At 41.7% G+C, this 15,850-nt stretch carries 21 protein-coding genes and 1 other annotated feature; all 21 genes read right to left on the minus strand.

From position 1 onward, the window contains the following. Positions 1 to 31: 31 nt before the first annotated feature. Positions 32 to 1,144 (minus strand): 3-isopropylmalate dehydrogenase, encoded by a 1,113-nt coding sequence (gene leuB, locus MKX83_RS17270; RefSeq protein ID WP_307312699.1) that lies wholly within the window; start codon positions 1,142 to 1,144, stop codon positions 32 to 34. A gap of 27 nt (positions 1,145 to 1,171) precedes the next feature. Then, entirely contained in the window at positions 1,172 to 2,713 is a 1,542-nt protein-coding gene (locus MKX83_RS17275) for a 2-isopropylmalate synthase (protein WP_341056641.1), read from the minus strand. After that, complete coding sequence (gene ilvC / locus MKX83_RS17280; protein ID WP_095372361.1) at positions 2,700 to 3,722, minus strand: ketol-acid reductoisomerase; 1,023 nt, start codon at positions 3,720 to 3,722, stop codon at positions 2,700 to 2,702. The genes MKX83_RS17275 and ilvC overlap by 14 nt, the downstream gene beginning before the upstream one ends. Positions 3,723 to 3,754: 32 nt before the next feature. Beyond that, positions 3,755 to 4,273 (minus strand): acetolactate synthase small subunit, encoded by a 519-nt coding sequence (ilvN, locus tag MKX83_RS17285; RefSeq protein WP_341056642.1) that lies wholly within the window; start codon positions 4,271 to 4,273, stop codon positions 3,755 to 3,757. Further along, entirely contained in the window at positions 4,270 to 5,991 is a 1,722-nt protein-coding gene (gene ilvB / locus MKX83_RS17290) for an acetolactate synthase large subunit (protein ID WP_341056644.1), read from the minus strand. Before ilvB ends, ilvN begins: the two co-directional genes overlap by 4 nt. 74 nt (positions 5,992 to 6,065) lie before the next feature. Beyond that, positions 6,066 to 6,326: a binding site (T-box leader), on the minus strand. 972 nt (positions 6,327 to 7,298) lie between these two features. Continuing rightward, the gene (locus MKX83_RS17295) at positions 7,299 to 7,733 is read right to left on the minus strand and encodes a phBC6A51 family helix-turn-helix protein (RefSeq protein ID WP_341056645.1); all 435 of its coding nucleotides are present in this window, start codon (positions 7,731 to 7,733) and stop codon (positions 7,299 to 7,301) included. Beyond that, the gene (locus MKX83_RS17300) at positions 7,734 to 8,282 is read right to left on the minus strand and encodes a hypothetical protein (RefSeq protein ID WP_341056647.1); all 549 of its coding nucleotides are present in this window, start codon (positions 8,280 to 8,282) and stop codon (positions 7,734 to 7,736) included. Position 8,283: 1 nt separating this feature from the next. Beyond that, entirely contained in the window at positions 8,284 to 8,841 is a 558-nt protein-coding gene (locus MKX83_RS17305; protein WP_341056648.1) for a hypothetical protein, read from the minus strand. A 732-nt stretch (positions 8,842 to 9,573) separates the two neighbouring features. Continuing rightward, complete coding sequence (locus tag MKX83_RS17310; RefSeq protein ID WP_341056650.1) at positions 9,574 to 9,747, minus strand: hypothetical protein; 174 nt, start codon at positions 9,745 to 9,747, stop codon at positions 9,574 to 9,576. Next, positions 9,744 to 10,448, minus strand: a complete 705-nt coding sequence (locus MKX83_RS17315) for a hypothetical protein (protein WP_341056651.1) — start codon at positions 10,446 to 10,448, stop codon at positions 9,744 to 9,746. Before MKX83_RS17315 ends, MKX83_RS17310 begins: the two co-directional genes overlap by 4 nt. Then, positions 10,448 to 11,152, minus strand: a complete 705-nt coding sequence (locus MKX83_RS17320; RefSeq protein ID WP_341056652.1) for a hypothetical protein — start codon at positions 11,150 to 11,152, stop codon at positions 10,448 to 10,450. The genes MKX83_RS17315 and MKX83_RS17320 overlap by 1 nt, the downstream gene beginning before the upstream one ends. 2 nt (positions 11,153 to 11,154) lie before the next feature. Further along, positions 11,155 to 11,352 carry a hypothetical protein gene (locus MKX83_RS17325; protein ID WP_341056654.1) on the minus strand — a complete coding sequence of 66 codons (198 nt, stop codon included), beginning with the start codon at positions 11,350 to 11,352 and terminating at the stop codon, positions 11,155 to 11,157. Next, positions 11,352 to 11,702, minus strand: a complete 351-nt coding sequence (locus MKX83_RS17330; protein ID WP_341056656.1) for a hypothetical protein — start codon at positions 11,700 to 11,702, stop codon at positions 11,352 to 11,354. Before MKX83_RS17330 ends, MKX83_RS17325 begins: the two co-directional genes overlap by 1 nt. Then, positions 11,702 to 11,890: a hypothetical protein gene (locus MKX83_RS17335; protein ID WP_341056658.1), complete on the minus strand. Its 189-nt coding sequence runs from the start codon at positions 11,888 to 11,890 to the stop codon at positions 11,702 to 11,704. The genes MKX83_RS17330 and MKX83_RS17335 overlap by 1 nt, the downstream gene beginning before the upstream one ends. A gap of 112 nt (positions 11,891 to 12,002) precedes the next feature. Beyond that, a complete protein-coding gene (locus tag MKX83_RS17340) occupies positions 12,003 to 12,125 on the minus strand; it encodes a hypothetical protein (protein ID WP_341056659.1) in 123 nt (40 codons plus the stop codon). A gap of 144 nt (positions 12,126 to 12,269) precedes the next feature. Further along, the gene (locus MKX83_RS17345) at positions 12,270 to 12,479 is read right to left on the minus strand and encodes a helix-turn-helix transcriptional regulator (RefSeq protein ID WP_341056662.1); all 210 of its coding nucleotides are present in this window, start codon (positions 12,477 to 12,479) and stop codon (positions 12,270 to 12,272) included. A gap of 65 nt (positions 12,480 to 12,544) precedes the next feature. Further along, positions 12,545 to 13,186 carry a hypothetical protein gene (locus MKX83_RS17350; RefSeq protein WP_341056663.1) on the minus strand — a complete coding sequence of 214 codons (642 nt, stop codon included), beginning with the start codon at positions 13,184 to 13,186 and terminating at the stop codon, positions 12,545 to 12,547. A 267-nt stretch (positions 13,187 to 13,453) separates the two neighbouring features. Further along, on the minus strand, positions 13,454 to 13,882 hold the full coding sequence (locus tag MKX83_RS17355) for a hypothetical protein (RefSeq protein WP_341056664.1): 429 nt from the start codon (positions 13,880 to 13,882) through the stop codon (positions 13,454 to 13,456). Further along, positions 13,883 to 14,104, minus strand: coding sequence for a helix-turn-helix domain-containing protein (locus MKX83_RS17360; protein ID WP_341056666.1), 222 nt, complete (start codon positions 14,102 to 14,104; stop codon positions 13,883 to 13,885). It abuts the gene before it with no gap. Between the two features lie 469 nt (positions 14,105 to 14,573). Further along, positions 14,574 to 14,975: a pathogenicity island protein gene (locus MKX83_RS17365; protein WP_341056667.1), complete on the minus strand. Its 402-nt coding sequence runs from the start codon at positions 14,973 to 14,975 to the stop codon at positions 14,574 to 14,576. Next, positions 14,968 to 15,573 (minus strand): hypothetical protein, encoded by a 606-nt coding sequence (locus tag MKX83_RS17370; protein WP_341056668.1) that lies wholly within the window; start codon positions 15,571 to 15,573, stop codon positions 14,968 to 14,970. Before MKX83_RS17370 ends, MKX83_RS17365 begins: the two co-directional genes overlap by 8 nt. Between the last annotated feature and the right edge of the window lie 277 nt (positions 15,574 to 15,850).

The raw sequence follows: 15,850 nt of genomic DNA on the forward strand, positions 1-15,850 counted from the left end.
CCACAATAGGGCCGTGTCCCTTCTTCATTATTTAAGCGTACGCACCCATAATATGCATAATGGCTTCATTATCAAGTAGCATCGCTTTTACTTCCGCAATCATTTCTGTTGTCGATGTCACTTGTTGGCCGAACTCCGCAATATCACTCGTTCTAAAGCCTGCATCTAACACTTGCTTTACAGCACGTTCTACTTCATTCGCTTCTGTTTCTAACCCGAACGATTCACGAAGCATCATTGCAGCAGATAAAATCATTGCTAACGGATTGGCCACGTTTTTCCCAGCGATATCAGGTGCCGAACCATGAATCGGTTCAAATAAATATGGACCATTCTCAGATAAACTAGCAGATGGTAGCATACCTAATGAACCGGTTAAAACGGAAGCCTCATCACTTAAAATATCACCAAACATATTCTCGGTTACGACAACATCAAACTGTTTAGGATTTGTCACCATCTGCATCGCCGCATTGTCAACTAACATATGCTCAAGATACACATGGGGATAATCTTTTGCCACTTCCTCTGCTGTTTCCCTCCACATCCTACTTGATTCAAGAACGTTTGCTTTATCAATAGATGTGACTTTTTTTCTTCTCTTATCTGCTAAAATAAACGCTTTTTCGATTACTCGCTTCATTTCTGCTTTTTTATAAAATAATGTATCGACTACCGCAGACTCCCCGTTAGCATCCATGCGTTCACTCGGTTGACCAAAATATAATCCGCCAGTTAATTCGCGTACCATCAATAAGTCTACACCTTGGATTACTTCATCTTTTAGAGGAGAAGATTTCGCCAAACTTTCAAAATAAGTTGTTGGACGAAGATTGGCATATAGATTAAGCTCTTTACGGATTTGTAATAACCCTCTCTCCGGACGGATATCAGGATTTACTTGATCCCATTTAGGACCACCCACTGCTCCTAAAAGAATCGCATCGCTTTCTTTGCAAAGTTGAATGGTTTCTTCCGGAAGTGGTTTGCCTTTTTCATCAATCGCATGGCCGCCAATCATACCATAAGCAAATTCAAATTGGTGATTATAGCGCTCTCCGACTGCTTGGAGAATTTCAACTGCTCCCTTTGCAACTTCTTTCCCGATCCCGTCTCCTGGTAGTACAGCGATACGTTTTTTCATCTTTTATCCCTCCGATTAAAGTGTAAGTTAACTATTCTGCATAGCTGGTTCCGTTTTTTCCTTCATATATATGACTCGGTTAACTGCATTTAAATAGGCTTTTGCTGATGCTTCTAGCACATCTTGAGCGAGCCCTCTACCACTCGTTTCTACCCCTTGGTAAGCTAACTTAACGAACACTTGCGCAAGTGCATCTCTACCGGCACCAACTGATTGAATGCGATAATCGAGTAAATTAATCTCACCATTCACACTTGCTTCTAATGTGTTATATAGTGCCTCAATACTACCTGCACCCGTACCTGCTTCTTGTATCACTTGATTATCGCTACCGGATAATGTAACCGTTGCTGTCGGCACTTGATTCGTACCGTACTGAATTTGGATTTGAATTAATTCATAGAATCTTTGTTCCTTCGACAATTTTTCTTCTAGCACAAGGGCGACTAAGTCTTCATCTGTCATCTCTTTTTTGCGATCGGCTAAATCTTTGAATACGGTAAATAGTGGTTTGATATCTTCATCTGCCACATCTAAACCTAATTCGTCTAAACGATTTTTAAATGCATGTCGTCCTGAATGTTTACCAAGAACAAGAGAGTTAGATTGCACACCGACTAATTGCGGTGAAATAATTTCATAAGTGGTTACTTCTTTTAATACGCCATCTTGATGTATACCAGATTCATGAGCATAAGCGTTTGCTCCAATAACGGCTTTATTTGCTGGGACCGGCATTCCGGAAAGTTTGCTTACAAGGCTACTTGTTCGGCTAATCTCCCCTAGGTTTAACGTTGTTTGGGCATTATAGAAATCTTTTCTGATGTGAAGGGCGACAGCTATTTCCTCAAGCGCTGCATTGCCCGCTCGCTCACCAATTCCGTTAATCGTTCCCTCTATTTGTGTCGCACCATTTTCGATCGCAGCTAAAGAATTCGCTGTCGCCATCCCTAGATCATCATGGCAATGAGCAGATAATGCTACTTTATCGATAGATGGGACATTATTTTTTAAATATTTAAAAATCTCTCCGTATTCCTTCGGTGTTGCATATCCGACTGTGTCCGGGATGTTGATCACCCTCGCTCCTGCTTGGATGACTTTCTCCACGATTTCTGCCAAGAAGGGCAATTCCGTCCTTGAAGCATCCTCTGCTGACCATTGCACAATGGAGAAGCGTTCCGCCGCATACTTAACGGTGTTAACTGCCGTTTCCACTACTTGCTCTTTTGTCATTTTAAGTTTGTAATCACGATGGATAGGGCTAGTTGCTAAGAAGGTATGGAGCCTTGGTTCGGCTCCTCCCTTCAATGAGTCCCATGCTGCATCTATATCCGATAAAACCGTTCTCGCTAAACCTGTTACAGAAGCGTTCTTTACTGTTTCTGCAATAGATTTTACCGATCCAAAGTCTCCTTTAGACGCGGCTGGAAAACCTGCTTCGATGATGTTTACACTCAGTCTTTCTAGCTGTCTAGCAATCTCTAATTTCTCAGAGAAGTTCAAGTTGACTCCTGCTGATTGTTCTCCATCTCTAAGCGTTGTATCGAATATATTAATTTGTTGCACTGCTCACCACTTCTTTCTTTTTATTGTTTTGGACGAATGGCATCATTTTGCGAAGCTCTCTACCAACTCTTTCAATTTCATGTTCACTTTCTTTTGCATTAATAGCTGTAAACACCGGACGATTCACCTGGTTTTCCATAATCCAGCCTTTAGCAAATTTGCCTTCTTGAATATCTTTTAATACTTCTTTCATTTCTGCTTTTACCCGTTCATCTACAACCCGTGGGCCACTGACGAAATCTCCCCATTGTGCTGTATCAGAAATAGAATATCTCATTCCTTCTAATCCACCTTCATACATAAGGTCAACAATTAATTTGAGTTCATGGAGACATTCAAAGTAAGCGAGTTCCGGCTGATAACCTGCTTCCGTTAACGTTTCAAATCCTGCTTTAACAAGAGAAGTCAGTCCGCCACATAATACTGCCTGTTCTCCAAATAAATCTGTTTCTGTCTCTTCTTTAAATGTCGTTTCTAAGCCCCCAGCTCTTAGTGCCCCAATTGCTCTTGCATAAGCTAGTGCTAATTCTCTTGCTTCACCTGATACATCTTGGTGAACGGCGAATAACGCTGGTACACCTGCTCCCTCTTCATATGTTCTTCTTACTAAATGACCTGGTCCTTTTGGTGCGACTAATAAAACATCACTTTCTTTCGGTGGAACGATTTGATTAAAATGGATATTAAATCCGTGAGCAAACATTAATGCTTGATTGGTTAAATTTGGTTCGATTTCTTCTTTATATACTTTCGTTTGCAATTCATCTGGTAATAAAATCATTACGATATCTGCTTTAGCAGTCGCTTCTCCTACTGAGTAAACTTGAAAGCCATCTTCAACTGCTGTCTGCCATGATTTTCCCTGCCTTAAGCCGATTACTACCTCTACACCGCTATCTCTCATATTTTGCGCATGCGCATGACCTTGTGATCCGTATCCAATTACTGCTACTGTTTTCCCGTTTAAGTAGTTCTCATTTGCATCTCCGTTATAGTACATTTTAGCCATTATTCATTCTCCTCTTTTCATCATTTATTTTTTTATACAATTGAAAAATTATGTTTTTGTTGCGGCTGTCTTTGTGTCCCTCTTGGGAATGCTGTTGTACCCGTTCTAGCAATCTCTTTAATACCATAAGGCTTAATTAACTCTAGGAAAGCTTCGATTTTTTCAGATTCTCCTGTGATTTGGATGACTAAACTATCTTTGCTTACGTCAATGACAGAAGCTCTGAAAGGTTCAATTAAAGAATAAATCTCATTTCTTGAGTGCGGATTAGACTGTACCTTTATCAAAGCTAGTTCTCTAGCAACCACTGCTTGATTTGTAATATCCGTCACTTTCAGTATGTCTATCTGTTTATTGAGCTGTTTCGTAATTTGCTCACTTTGTTGGTCGGACTCTACATAAATTACACATGTGATTCTTGACATCCCCTCCTGTTCAGATAAACCCACTGAAATACTTTCGATATTATAATTACGTTTAGAAAATAAATTAGTAATTCGATTAAGTACACCAGGTTTATTTAAAACAAGGAGCGATATGATTCTCTTCATTCTTTCACACCTACCATCTCATGAATCCCTTTACCCGGAGCGATCATTGGAAAGACATTTTCGTCAGCATCGACACGGAAATCTAGCAATACAGGCTCTCTTGTGTGTAATACTTCAGCTAACACTCTCTCTGCTTCTTCTTCTGTCGTTATGGTATAACCTTTAATATCGTAAGCTTCAGCTAGCTTCACAAAATCAGGTTGAACCGGAATCTTGCTATGTGAAAAACGTGATTCATAGAAAAACTCCTGCCATTGTCTAACCATCCCTAAGGATTGATTATTGAATATTGCGATTTTTATCGGTAAGTTCATTTCTTGTATAACTGCTAATTCCTGTGTTGACATTTGAAAGCCTGCATCACCGACAATGGCAAGCACACAACTATCTGGATCAGCAATTTGAGCGCCAATACTAGAAGGTAAACCAAATCCCATCGTTCCAAGCCCACCAGATGTAACCCACCTATCCGCATGTTTAAAGCGATAGTATTGCGCAGCCCACATTTGGTGTTGACCGACATCTGTCGTTACAATCGCTTCGCCCTTCGTGTTTTCATACAAGAGCTCCATTACTCTTTGCGGCTTTAACTTTGGTGATGCTTTATCATAATGGAAAGGATGTGCAACACTCCACTGTTTTAATGTCTCCATCCATTCGCTATGAGCTGGTTCATTACATTCTTCTTGAAGAAGTGCGAGAAGCGCAGCCTTTGCGTCTGCTACAACCGGAATAACTGTCGGTACATTTTTACCAATTTCTGCAGGGTCAATATCGATATGAGCAACCTTAGCATTCGGAGCAAAGTGTTCCAAATTACCTGTTAAACGGTCATCGAACCTTGCACCAATATTAATCAATAAGTCACATTGAGAAAGAGCCATATTTGCTGTGTAACAGCCGTGCATGCCAGCCATGCCTATGAATAATGGATGATCACTTGGAAAACCACCAAGACCAAGTAATGTATGGACAACGGGTATTTTTGTTTTTTTTACATACTGTAAGAGTTCGTTTGCCCCCTTCGAATGAAGAATGCCTGCCCCCGCTAAAATAACTGGTTTCTGTGCTGCTCCTATCGCATCTGAGAGCTTACGAATCTGAAGGCGATTAGGCTTTAATGTCGGTTGATAACCCGGTAACTCCATTTCTACTTCTTCGGGCCTTTCGGTAATCGTCGAAGCTATATCTTTAGGAATATCAATGAGCACTGGACCGGGTCTGCCTGTCTTTGCAATATAGAACGCTTCTTTAATGACTCTTGGAATATCCTCCAATTGGCGAATTTGAAAATTATATTTTGTAATCGGTGTGGTAATTCCTAATATATCTGCTTCTTGGAAAGCATCTGAACCAATCACACTTGTTGCTACTTGACCTGTAAAAGCTACAATTGGTAATGAGTCCATCATCGCATCAGCCAAACCTGTTACGATATTCGTTGCTCCAGGCCCGGATGTTGCAATGACGACACCAGGCTTACCTGAAATTCTTGCGTAACCTTCTGCAGCATGTATGCCGCCTTGTTCATGTCTAGGGAGAACATGAAGGAATTTCGCATCATAAATCTTATCGTAAATCGGCAAAACCGCTCCGCCAGGGTAGCCAAAGACGACTTCTACATTTTCCCTTTCTAACGCATCCATTAATAAGTCTGCGCCTGTAATCGTCTCAAGCTTTGTTTTCACTTCTTCTGTTAAGGCAGCTTCCCGCACCATCGCTCTTTAACCTCCTTAATAAAATTAAATTAAATATAAAAAAGCCTCTCCATCCCTCATTGACCAATCATTGGTCAAGGGATGAAAAGGCTTTGATCACCATTCCACGGTACCACCCTTGTTCGCGTTTTAAATCTCCACGCGCACTCAGTAACAGCATAATAACTGCTAAGCTTAGATAACGGGTTCCTTCGACCCGGAAGACTCTACTTATCATTGTTCAAGTCTCCACTCCGAGGTGAGTTCATTTTAAGACTGGTTTACCGGTTTCCAGCTTGCCCGGCTCTCTGCAAAACCTACATCAAAAAACTACTTATCCTCATCAACGCTTTTAGTTTCTCACTTTAAACCACTAAAATTTCGTTTGTAAAAATAAAAGGAAAATAACGCTGCTTCCAATTTCATTTTCGATTTATTTTATTGTGCTTTGCTTTGTTGAGGACTATCTTACGCCCATTTTTAAAAGTCGTCAACACCTTTTCGAAAAATTATTTGATAATTTAGATTAATCTGTTTTCGTGTATCCGCTTACATCATTGATCTATTAACCTTTTAATTGGACAAAATTTTTTATTGATTTATTCATTCTGTGGCATGCGAGAATAGCAAGTGAAGTACTTTTAGGATGGGGGTATTTGAACAGCTCATGAGCAAAAGAACGCGACTAATTGAAGGCTATTACAAGATAAATCATGTGCGTTCATTTACGATAAATACTATACAAAGAAACTACAACCTTCAGAGACCATTTCATGTTAATCCATTTTTTTAATATTTAATCACATACAAACGTGATAACTTCTACCATATGCTGACTCATCGTTACATCATTCGATAAAAATCACCAGTATTTGAGGATGTTTTTATTCAGTGCATCTTATCACTATTATTTCAATATAGTATTTTTATAGTTGTTTCTTTGGGTTTTTAATTGAGGATGAAAAACAACAAAGGAAGATTACTTATGGAGAAGTCTAATATGAAATCGATCTCTAGCTGAAATAAAAAAAGCGCTAATCCAAGTTTTCACAGGAATCAACGCTAGTGTTGGTAGATAAATATGTAGCTAATGGCGTCCCAGGAGAGATTCGAACTCCCGTTCCGTCATAGTCACGTCATTTCACTCGTTATATAGAACGATTGTTGACACGGACATTGAACGTTCAACTGACCGATTGACTAAATATTAGCATTTTCTTCTATTATATACAAGCATTAGACGGATAATTATGCGCAAAATTAAAAATAATTTCGTCACAGACGCAATCTCAAGCATATGTATCGACCGCCCGAAGGCAGTCCTTGCATTAATTAAGCATCTTATCTAAGTTCGCCAAGTCTTTACTGATATCTTCGCGTGTCACACGTAATCTTGAAGTATTCTCCTCCGACTTTACAATTTCCTTCTTATCAACTAGGCGCCCAGTCAGCTTCAGATAGAGTTCTAAAGCCTTCATACTCGGAATGCCGTTACTTGACCGCCCTTCAATTGATTCCTTCAATTTCGCGACGGCCGTCGGCATAAAGTTATCGAGCTCATGATCCGCTAGATAAGACTGATATAGCGTAAAGTACCTATCTCGGCGCCAATTATAGAGAGTTCGCGTTGAAACTCCGAGCGATTCGGCTAAATCCTCGTAGCTCAGCTTCTTTTTCCCTAAAAACTCGTTCTCAACGATGCCCTGCGCAACTTTCATCTGTTCCGGCGTTAAATTTGCTTTAATTTCGTTCAGTGTAATCATTTATTCATCCTCCTTAATTTTCGCATAATGTCCGCGCCACTTGGCTACCTCCGCCTTGTAAAGCGCTTCATCATCGCGATACATCTGACATTCCTTCTCGATTGTTGCGTCGCTAGTAGGCGGTTTTCCTATCTTCGCTAGTCGGATGCACTTATAAATCGATTGTAGCGCCTGCTCTGGCGATAACTCTTCCTGTCCCTTGCTGAACTTCGCGATTTCCCTTAAGGCGCCGTATATACTCCTCGCCCATATAGACGTTTTGCTTGAATCAGCGCAATCCGTGTAGGCTAATAAATCAAAGTCGCCATAATGACGCTCAAACTTCGCACAATCGACTCCCACAGGGATTACGTTGGTTTCGTCGATGATTTGCGCATATTTCACTATAAAAGCAAAGTAGTCCGGCATTCTTTCGGATGTCACAACCGCTAACGGAAGTGGAAAGAAAGGCGCAGGCGGATCGGCTGGCTTGCCTGCAGCTACGCGGTCACGGCGCATCTGTTCGATTCTTGCTTTCAGTTCTGCGATTGTTGCTTGATGATTACTCATGTTATTCCTCCTTAATAATTCCAACAATTGATGCGTTTTTACTTACGCGTATATCATCTTCCGATACTTTCGCGACAATTCTTTTAATCATCTGCGCCACCTCTTGCGGATTGCATTCTGATAACTTCGCAAACTCTTCCTCGATCATGTCGTTAGGATTCACGTAGGCATAGCTTGATAACCAACGCACTTCTCCCTTGGGAAGGTCCGTTATATGCTGCGCGAAATTATCTCTATGCCCCATTTCTACGATCCGCATATTTCCGTCCTTATCTACGCCGCTCAGTATCATCGTCAGATAAGCGTCCTTTGGCACTAGCTCCTTCAACCTTTGCGCAACATGTTCGATAGTCGCGTCCTTCTCAATATCCGGGATATGTTTGACGAGGTTCATCGTGGCATCTACGTCGCCGGTAAAGCCCGTAATCACTTTACTATTAACGTTATATACCTTGATTGCCGCATCATAATAAACATTATCATCGCGAATGTGCGTACAGCGGTGATCTCCCACCATTAAGGTGAAATCCGTAGTTGCGAAAGCTATTACAAGGCTCATCAGTAGCTTCCCCCTCCGCGTGATTGCATAAAGAATTGCGTTGTTACTTGCGCGTTAATTCGTCCAAGTCCGTTTGGCGTTATCTCTATTTCATGCCAGCCTCGCATAACCTTACCGCTAGTGTCCTTTTTCAAGTAATCTATTAAATCGATGTTAGTTCCGCTTATAGCAGTATGAGGCACCGTGTTACCATCAACTACAATTTTGCAAGCAGTTGGTAGTCGGTCCAGCGTGTATATGGCGTGCTCAATCTCGTGTGTATGATCGGGTAGTTCAATTTCGTGAGAATGATTTGGGATAGTTACGTCATGATGGTGGTTAGGTACATCGAAATTGTGCGTATGTGATGGAATGTTTACAGTGTGTGTGTGGCTCCCTATCGTAATATCATGCGAATGATTAAACCTGTCCCCCGGTATTTGTACCTCATGCACGTGATAACTGCCGCTAACTGTCTCAGGTCCTAACGTCATCAAGTTTAGCTGGGCGAAGCTTCGTGTGCTTGTTGTCGACCGCGTGCCTCCGCCCCCACTCGAAGTCTGAGAACTGCCTCCGCCACTTGCGGTTGATGTACTAACGCCACCGCCTGCTGAACTTGTTGCCGTTGTTCCTCCGCCACTTTTAGTTGTTTTCACGAGTGCGCCGCCGCCTTTTGTTGCGCGACTATACATAAAATAAATCATTTAATCTCCCCCGTATATAAAATTAAAAAGACGCCCAAAATTAGGCGCCTTATTTGTTCCGTATTTTTCCCGCTTGTTTTAATCGTTGGTATAAGCTTCTGCCCGTTTGCTCGTTATCTACTGGCCGAGGCTTGCTTCTAGTTGGATTAGATGGGCTAGGATCAACGCCCTTAACTTCCTTTTGCTTCATTCTTTCTGCTACTTTCTTTTCGAAGTCGCTCATTCTGCTTCCTCCCTTAGTTTTTCAACCGCAAGCATATTCGTATATGCTACCGCAGGATTCTGCGTCTCCTTAATCGTTCCAAGTATCTTAAATTGCAATGCGGCTTCGTCTAGTCCAGTAGATTTTTTTAAGTCGGCCTCAATATCTTGAATTGTTATGCTATTAACGCCGTTTTCTTCGAGCTTCTGCGATAACTTAGACCACTGCGTCAACAAGCCAACCTTTTCAGCATCAGTAGCGCTTGCGATAGCCACTTTCAACATTTCCGCAACATCCTGACCGATGCCAAGGTCGAGCTGCAACGATACTGCTTCGGCAAACTTCACGCCCTCCTCGCTTGTCTCAAACGAAAATGCTTTCGTTGCTGCTTCGCGATAAGTAGCTTCTAACTCGACCGCGTAGTCCTCCCGTTGCGTCGCAACTTCCTCGTCTAACTTTCGTCTTAACTCCTTCAATTGAAACTCGCGCTCAGACTCGTTATCTGCATAACGCGGATTCCCCTTCAATGCATCGCATTGCTCTTTATAGCGCTTCATTAGACTATTTATTTCCGTTTCATAGGACTTCAACTTCGGAAAGTCTACTTTAACGGCTTTCCCTTTTTCGAGTAAAATCTTCGCATCTTGATCGCTATATTCGTAGATATTACCGGCTGCGTTGCCGCCATCTGCGCTGAGCAAATAAAGTTGTTGTTTTTCCATTACGCATCATCTCCTTTGTGTAGGTGTGGTTGATTAGCATAGTCGGCAACTTCATGACCGAACGTATCGTGTAAAGTATCCATTACCAGTCCTCGCGTAAATAGGTCGCGGCTATACTCGTTGTCTATCGTCTGCAATACTTGTTCTGCATGCTTTTGCTCGTCTGTTTTTGCTTTGTCTCGTAGCGATTCCAAAAGTAGGCTTAATTCCGGTTTTATTTCCGCCAAGCCGTCGAACAAGCCGATAATATCGCCATAGTCATCGACTATCCTCTGCGCAAAGTATGGTTGGTCAATTGTAGCCACAAAAGACTTTAGCTTTCCTAAAGAAATCGAATCCGATCGACCCAACTTTATGTCTAACTTCAAACTCGCGAGAATACGTTCGAATGTCTTAAGTGAGGAATCTGACGGAGCTTTCGGGACTTGATTAAGAATGTCTTCGGCGGCAACCTTCGCGGAGATTGATTCCTTTTGATAATCATCCTTTAACTTACGCGCGAAATCCATAAACCCTTCTCCTAGCGCTTTCTTTGCTTCAGTTACCTTTTTAATACGTCCAGTCGGGCTTAGGTCGACGTCGTTCTCTATTGGCATTGTTTGTTCTTCTACTAACTTGCTGTAATCTAATACCGTCTGTGTGATACCGCCTCTAATTTCCTGCATTCTCTCAAGTGATTTAGTCATCTTTTCATATTTACTCATTATTATTTTTCCTCCTTTAGTCTTTTCGCTAGTTCACCGATCGCGTCCGCATCATGATTCGCGACCTTAGTAAATAAATTGATAATATCTGCGTCAATCATTGCGTTGGTTAGTTCGTTTTTTAGCGTTTCTACATATACCTCTTTCTTCGCGTGTGCTACTGCTTCTAGCGTCTCTTTAAATTCCTCCGCTTTAATCATTAAAATCTCTCCTTTATATTCGTTTTCCTTATTAACGCATCGCACGCCAACTCTTTCGCCGGCATCAAATGCCCTTTTGCAACAAACTTCATTAGATTACGCGGATACTTGAGCCTTCGCCTACTCCTAGCGCTGATATCATTCGTTCTAACCAGCGTATGCTCACCGGAGTCTAGTTCGTTGATAACCGCAATATTCCAAGCGTCAAATATCTCCGAACGACTGAGCTTTTTGTCATAGAATAGACTAGCGATAAATAACTGCTTGCTATCATTGCTCCATTCAATAATTCCGATAGCTGACGCGTTTTCTGTTCGTTGTATATTTACCTCGAATACCCTGCGCTTCATTAGCCCACCGCCTTTCTACGACTTGCCTTCGCATCCATAACCAAACGAGGCAGCATATCGGCGATAGCTTGCTCGCTCAAATAATGGCCGAAAAGGTAATCAACGCTAGTGCCGTCGTCAAAGGTTACTCTTGCAAGCTGCGGTTTTCGCGTATCTTTACCGCGAATAATCTCATAAGTAAATGCCATCCAAACCCTCCTCGGAACTACGTGTAATTGACAGATTTTCGAGCCAAACAGCCGATTCTAGCCACGAAAAAAACGTTTGAATAGTACGCCTAGGGTATTCGCCTTAGACGCCTCAAACGGCTTGATTATCTTCATTATATGTCACGTTAAACATTCGCTCTGCTGCACGCCTTTGCTCGATCGGTATGCGAAATTGAACCGCTTCAAGTCGACCAGCGCGAAAGTAGTCGGCCATGATCGTCCAGTCCTTCTTGTAGCGTTTGATACGTCGGATTAGGTCGCGGTCAGTGGTCCAACCGGCGAGCCAACCCGTTTCTAACTTCCATAATTCGTTTGATTCCACATGTTGACATCCTCCCTGTTTTAGTGTAATGTTAAATTAGGAAATACTACGCATTCTTTCATAAAAATCAATAAAACCATCATCGATGTTAATATGAGCAAGCTTCGCCTTTACTCGCGGTGTAATATCCAAGCTTCCCGTCTCAACCCTTCCGACAGTGGCCGAAGATACACCTATTAAATTAGCAAACTCCTGTTGCGTCATACCTAAATAAAACCGTAGAGCTCTGAACTTCTCTGCATTCATAACCTTTATCCTCCTTTTCTTTACTTTTTGCCCTAAAAAATATCAGGGCTAACCGCACCTTTTCCCTAACTATGCACTTTTTTACTACACTTAAATTGTTGCGCCCGCCATCTTTCCATCGCCAAGTGTCTCTCGCCGTATAATTCTTCAAAGTAGCCCGGCTCAAGCTTTGATATAACAACTTCTTCGTATGAGTGTCCGTGTCTCAAACCTCTGACCTCGAACTTATCACTTCCATCAGTCGGCGTGTTTTTCGACTTTGTTTTGTAATTGCGCGACATGAGCTGATGAATAACTTCTAAACTAGCAGGAGCCATTTGTACCTCGTGTCTGGCTGCGCGGCTGAGCATGTATTTTTCATTTGCGTAATAAGGATACTCTAAATGATCCGCATAATAGGTATATGTGTTAACTTTTTTAGTCGGATTGAGCAAAGCTTCGTCAGCTTTCTTCTTTGCCTTGGCTGCGTTACTTTTGCTATATTTACATTGACGGCAGCAAACCTTAGCCGTATTAGGCTTTGTCTTATCGCGAAAATAGTAACCGCACCAATCGCATTTCTTTATACGTTTATCATCGCTATCATGCAAGTTCCCTGCGACTAACTTATCGATAATCGGTCGCGCCAAATCCTCAGACAGTCCATCTACATATTGCAAAGCAAATTCAATCGCGCCACTCCCTGGATTAATTGGTTTTCTCCCCATTTTAAAATGCCCCCATTTTATACGTCTAATTTTTAGCTGTAGTCTTGTATCTCTTATCTATTAGTCTCTAATACCTTTCGCGAAAAGTAATTAATTATATAACCCTCGACGTTACATATGAGCGTTAGCGAATATGTGGCGTAATGTATATCTTTATCGGTAAATCTTAATAAGTAAATCTTAATAACGTCTAATAATTAACTGTATATACGTCTAATTTTTGACTGTATATACGTCTAATTTTTAGCTGTATGAGCAATAATAGCGTCATTCTTTCTTTGCTGCCCACCTTCCTTTGCTCAATTTTTCACTCTTTTTTAACGTATCCCGGTGCTTATCGTAGGCTGCTTTCGCTTCCGGAAACTTTCGCCAAAATTCCTGCTCATCACTTATGGGCGCGAGAGGCACGTAAGTATTATTTCGCGCAACTTCCGACTTTCTAACGACAAGCAGACCGACTTTTTTTAATATGCGCAGCTGTCTTTTTACGCCTGACTCACTCTGCGCGGATTCGAGAGCGATTTGCCATATCGTCGGCCACGCATAGCCCATTTGCGAATTGTAGCGTGCCAACAGTATTTCATAAACAACGATCGTGTTACCGGTAAACTCAGGGTAATACGAGTACAACTTACGTAAACAGTTTGGACTTTTCGTAAAATCATTCGCAATTTCAAACGGATAATTGTCGCTCATTTAAATCCCCCCATTTTTGTTTTGTTCGATAAAAATTCGGCATGTTCTTATATACTCTGCGCCGAAATAGTCGTTAACTGATCGCCTTACCTTATCGCTTATATTCTTTTTGTTTTTCTCTATCTGGCATATTAGCGCAGCACTGACACCAGTAATGCGTGCTAGTTCAGCTTGAGATATGCCCTTTGATTGTCGGATGAATTTCAATAGTATCGCGTCCACATAAACCACTCCCGCATGTTAATTTTCTTAACTCCCATTTAAATAAAAACCTAGTACGCCGCAATGGGGGAGCGACGCACCAGAAACTATTCCCTACTTATACATCTTTTTACTACACTTAAAATAACCCTCATTTACTATAGGCGCGAGGTTTTGGTTCTGCTCAAAAAATTCCACCCTTAGTTAGTATGACGCGATAACTTTCTACTCAGCGCGCCCTTACTTACTAAGAAATAACGGATAACCTCCGCAAAGTGGATAAAATATTTTTTTATAAATACGCTTGACATAATAAACGATAGGTAATATACTAATATCAAGAAATAAAAATAGGATAATTTCGCATATTTATAGGTACACTCCTTTCTTTATTATCGGTTATTTCTATTAAACTTTCAATAGTTTTTTGATATTTTTTTTATTTTTTTTGGCGGCAGATTGTGCGGTCTTTTTTTTATGCGCACAACGTCTATATATAGTTGGAAACCCTCAACAAAATACTACATATTGACAAAACACGCGCATTCTCCGCCTCTTTCAGCGCCTTCTTAACCTCACGTAGCTCACGGACGGTCATTTCATCTGCCGTTTTTGTTTCGCCTGTTGACGGGACTGTGTGCGGTTGGTCTCGTTGGTCGGGTGGAAGTTGAGCGATTTCATATAGAGCTTTTATTCCGTTATTTCGTCCCGTGACGAATTTACTTTCACCTAATTCAACGTATAACTTTATGAGTATAGGCGCCTGCTTCTCATCAATGCTCGCTTCCCGTAAAAAATCGCCCCAAGCACCTCGCGCCACAATCTCGCGCCCTTCCTTGTCTCTTCCGACCGGCAATCTGTATTTTTGGGGGTTATATTTAACATCATGCAACCGTCGCCCAATTTCGAATATTGCCTCGCCAGCTACGCGTTGACTTTTCCGACTCTCCGATTGTTTCTGCGATGTCCGCCGTTGTTTTAGAAACCTGCCCATTATGTCCAAGTTTTTCGGGCCGTCCGTTCTTAACGCCCCAATACTCCTTTAGAAACTGAGCTATCCTCGCCTTTTTAATCGGGTCAGATTCGGCTTGACCTCGTCGCTCTACATTTTCCGCAATAAGGAGATATTCCGCTTGCCATTCGTCAACGTCGAGTATTTCGACTGGAACTTCCTCAACTACTTCCGGAGCTTCGTCCGCCTTCATCTGCGTGTACGCCTTATTAATGGAATACTTTCCGTCTTTTACGAGTTGAAATAAGTCAAGGCGCGATTTGTAGACGGCTAGTAGTTGATACATGTAACGAGATGTGATTCCGACCTTTTTTGATAGAATCTTTGCTGTCTCCCCACTCAGATCACCCTCCTGAAGTTTTTCAGTAGGGTCTATAGCCTTCCCCAAAAGCATCCGCTCCCTCGCTTTCCTCCTCTCTTCTTCGTAATGAAGCAAGATAACTAATGCGGCTTTCTGATTCCTACTTAACTCCGGCAATCCGAGCTTCGAATTTATGATGCGCGATGGAATATCATCCTCGGCAATATCAGATTGCGATTTTTAATTCGGCATTATGCCGATTGCGATTTTAAATGCTCATTATGGGCATTTCTCGTGGTTTTTCGAGTTCTTCGTTTGAGTATACTGTCAACAGACGCAATGCGGATATTGTACCAGGTAACGGGGAACCGTGGTTCTCGAACCTGTCAAATACCTTGATGAAGTCATTAGCGTGCCTCCTCGTTATATTCAAGGACTTATTGCACCACTCTCC

It is taken from the genome of Cytobacillus sp. FSL M8-0252 (assembly GCF_038007345.1).
Lineage (GTDB): Bacteria > Bacillota > Bacilli > Bacillales > Cytobacillaceae > Cytobacillus > Cytobacillus kochii.

What these genes read in the sequence shown, in the direction of transcription:
- MKX83_RS17315 (WP_341056651.1), bottom strand. Translation starts at nt 10,448, where the DNA reads ATGGAAAAACAACAACTTTATTTGCTCAGCGCAGATGGCGGCAACGCA.
- MKX83_RS17325 (WP_341056654.1), bottom strand. Translation starts at nt 11,352, where the DNA reads ATGATTAAAGCGGAGGAATTTAAAGAGACGCTAGAAGCAGTAGCACAC.
- MKX83_RS17295 (WP_341056645.1), bottom strand. Translation starts at nt 7,733, where the DNA reads ATGATTACACTGAACGAAATTAAAGCAAATTTAACGCCGGAACAGATG.
- ilvN (WP_341056642.1), bottom strand. Translation starts at nt 4,273, where the DNA reads ATGAAGAGAATCATATCGCTCCTTGTTTTAAATAAACCTGGTGTACTT.
- ilvC (WP_095372361.1), bottom strand. Translation starts at nt 3,722, where the DNA reads ATGGCTAAAATGTACTATAACGGAGATGCAAATGAGAACTACTTAAAC.
- MKX83_RS17350 (WP_341056663.1), bottom strand. Translation starts at nt 13,186, where the DNA reads ATGGGGAGAAAACCAATTAATCCAGGGAGTGGCGCGATTGAATTTGCT.
- MKX83_RS17330 (WP_341056656.1), bottom strand. Translation starts at nt 11,702, where the DNA reads ATGAAGCGCAGGGTATTCGAGGTAAATATACAACGAACAGAAAACGCG.
- MKX83_RS17345 (WP_341056662.1), bottom strand. Translation starts at nt 12,479, where the DNA reads ATGAATGCAGAGAAGTTCAGAGCTCTACGGTTTTATTTAGGTATGACG.
- MKX83_RS17300 (WP_341056647.1), bottom strand. Translation starts at nt 8,282, where the DNA reads ATGAGTAATCATCAAGCAACAATCGCAGAACTGAAAGCAAGAATCGAA.
- MKX83_RS17310 (WP_341056650.1), bottom strand. Translation starts at nt 9,747, where the DNA reads ATGAGCGACTTCGAAAAGAAAGTAGCAGAAAGAATGAAGCAAAAGGAA.
- leuB (WP_307312699.1), bottom strand. Translation starts at nt 1,144, where the DNA reads ATGAAAAAACGTATCGCTGTACTACCAGGAGACGGGATCGGGAAAGAA.
- MKX83_RS17355 (WP_341056664.1), bottom strand. Translation starts at nt 13,882, where the DNA reads ATGAGCGACAATTATCCGTTTGAAATTGCGAATGATTTTACGAAAAGT.
- MKX83_RS17340 (WP_341056659.1), bottom strand. Translation starts at nt 12,125, where the DNA reads ATGGCCGACTACTTTCGCGCTGGTCGACTTGAAGCGGTTCAATTTCGC.
- MKX83_RS17305 (WP_341056648.1), bottom strand. Translation starts at nt 8,841, where the DNA reads ATGAGCCTTGTAATAGCTTTCGCAACTACGGATTTCACCTTAATGGTG.
- ilvB (WP_341056644.1), bottom strand. Translation starts at nt 5,991, where the DNA reads ATGGTGCGGGAAGCTGCCTTAACAGAAGAAGTGAAAACAAAGCTTGAG.
- MKX83_RS17320 (WP_341056652.1), bottom strand. Translation starts at nt 11,152, where the DNA reads ATGAGTAAATATGAAAAGATGACTAAATCACTTGAGAGAATGCAGGAA.
- MKX83_RS17335 (WP_341056658.1), bottom strand. Translation starts at nt 11,890, where the DNA reads ATGGCATTTACTTATGAGATTATTCGCGGTAAAGATACGCGAAAACCG.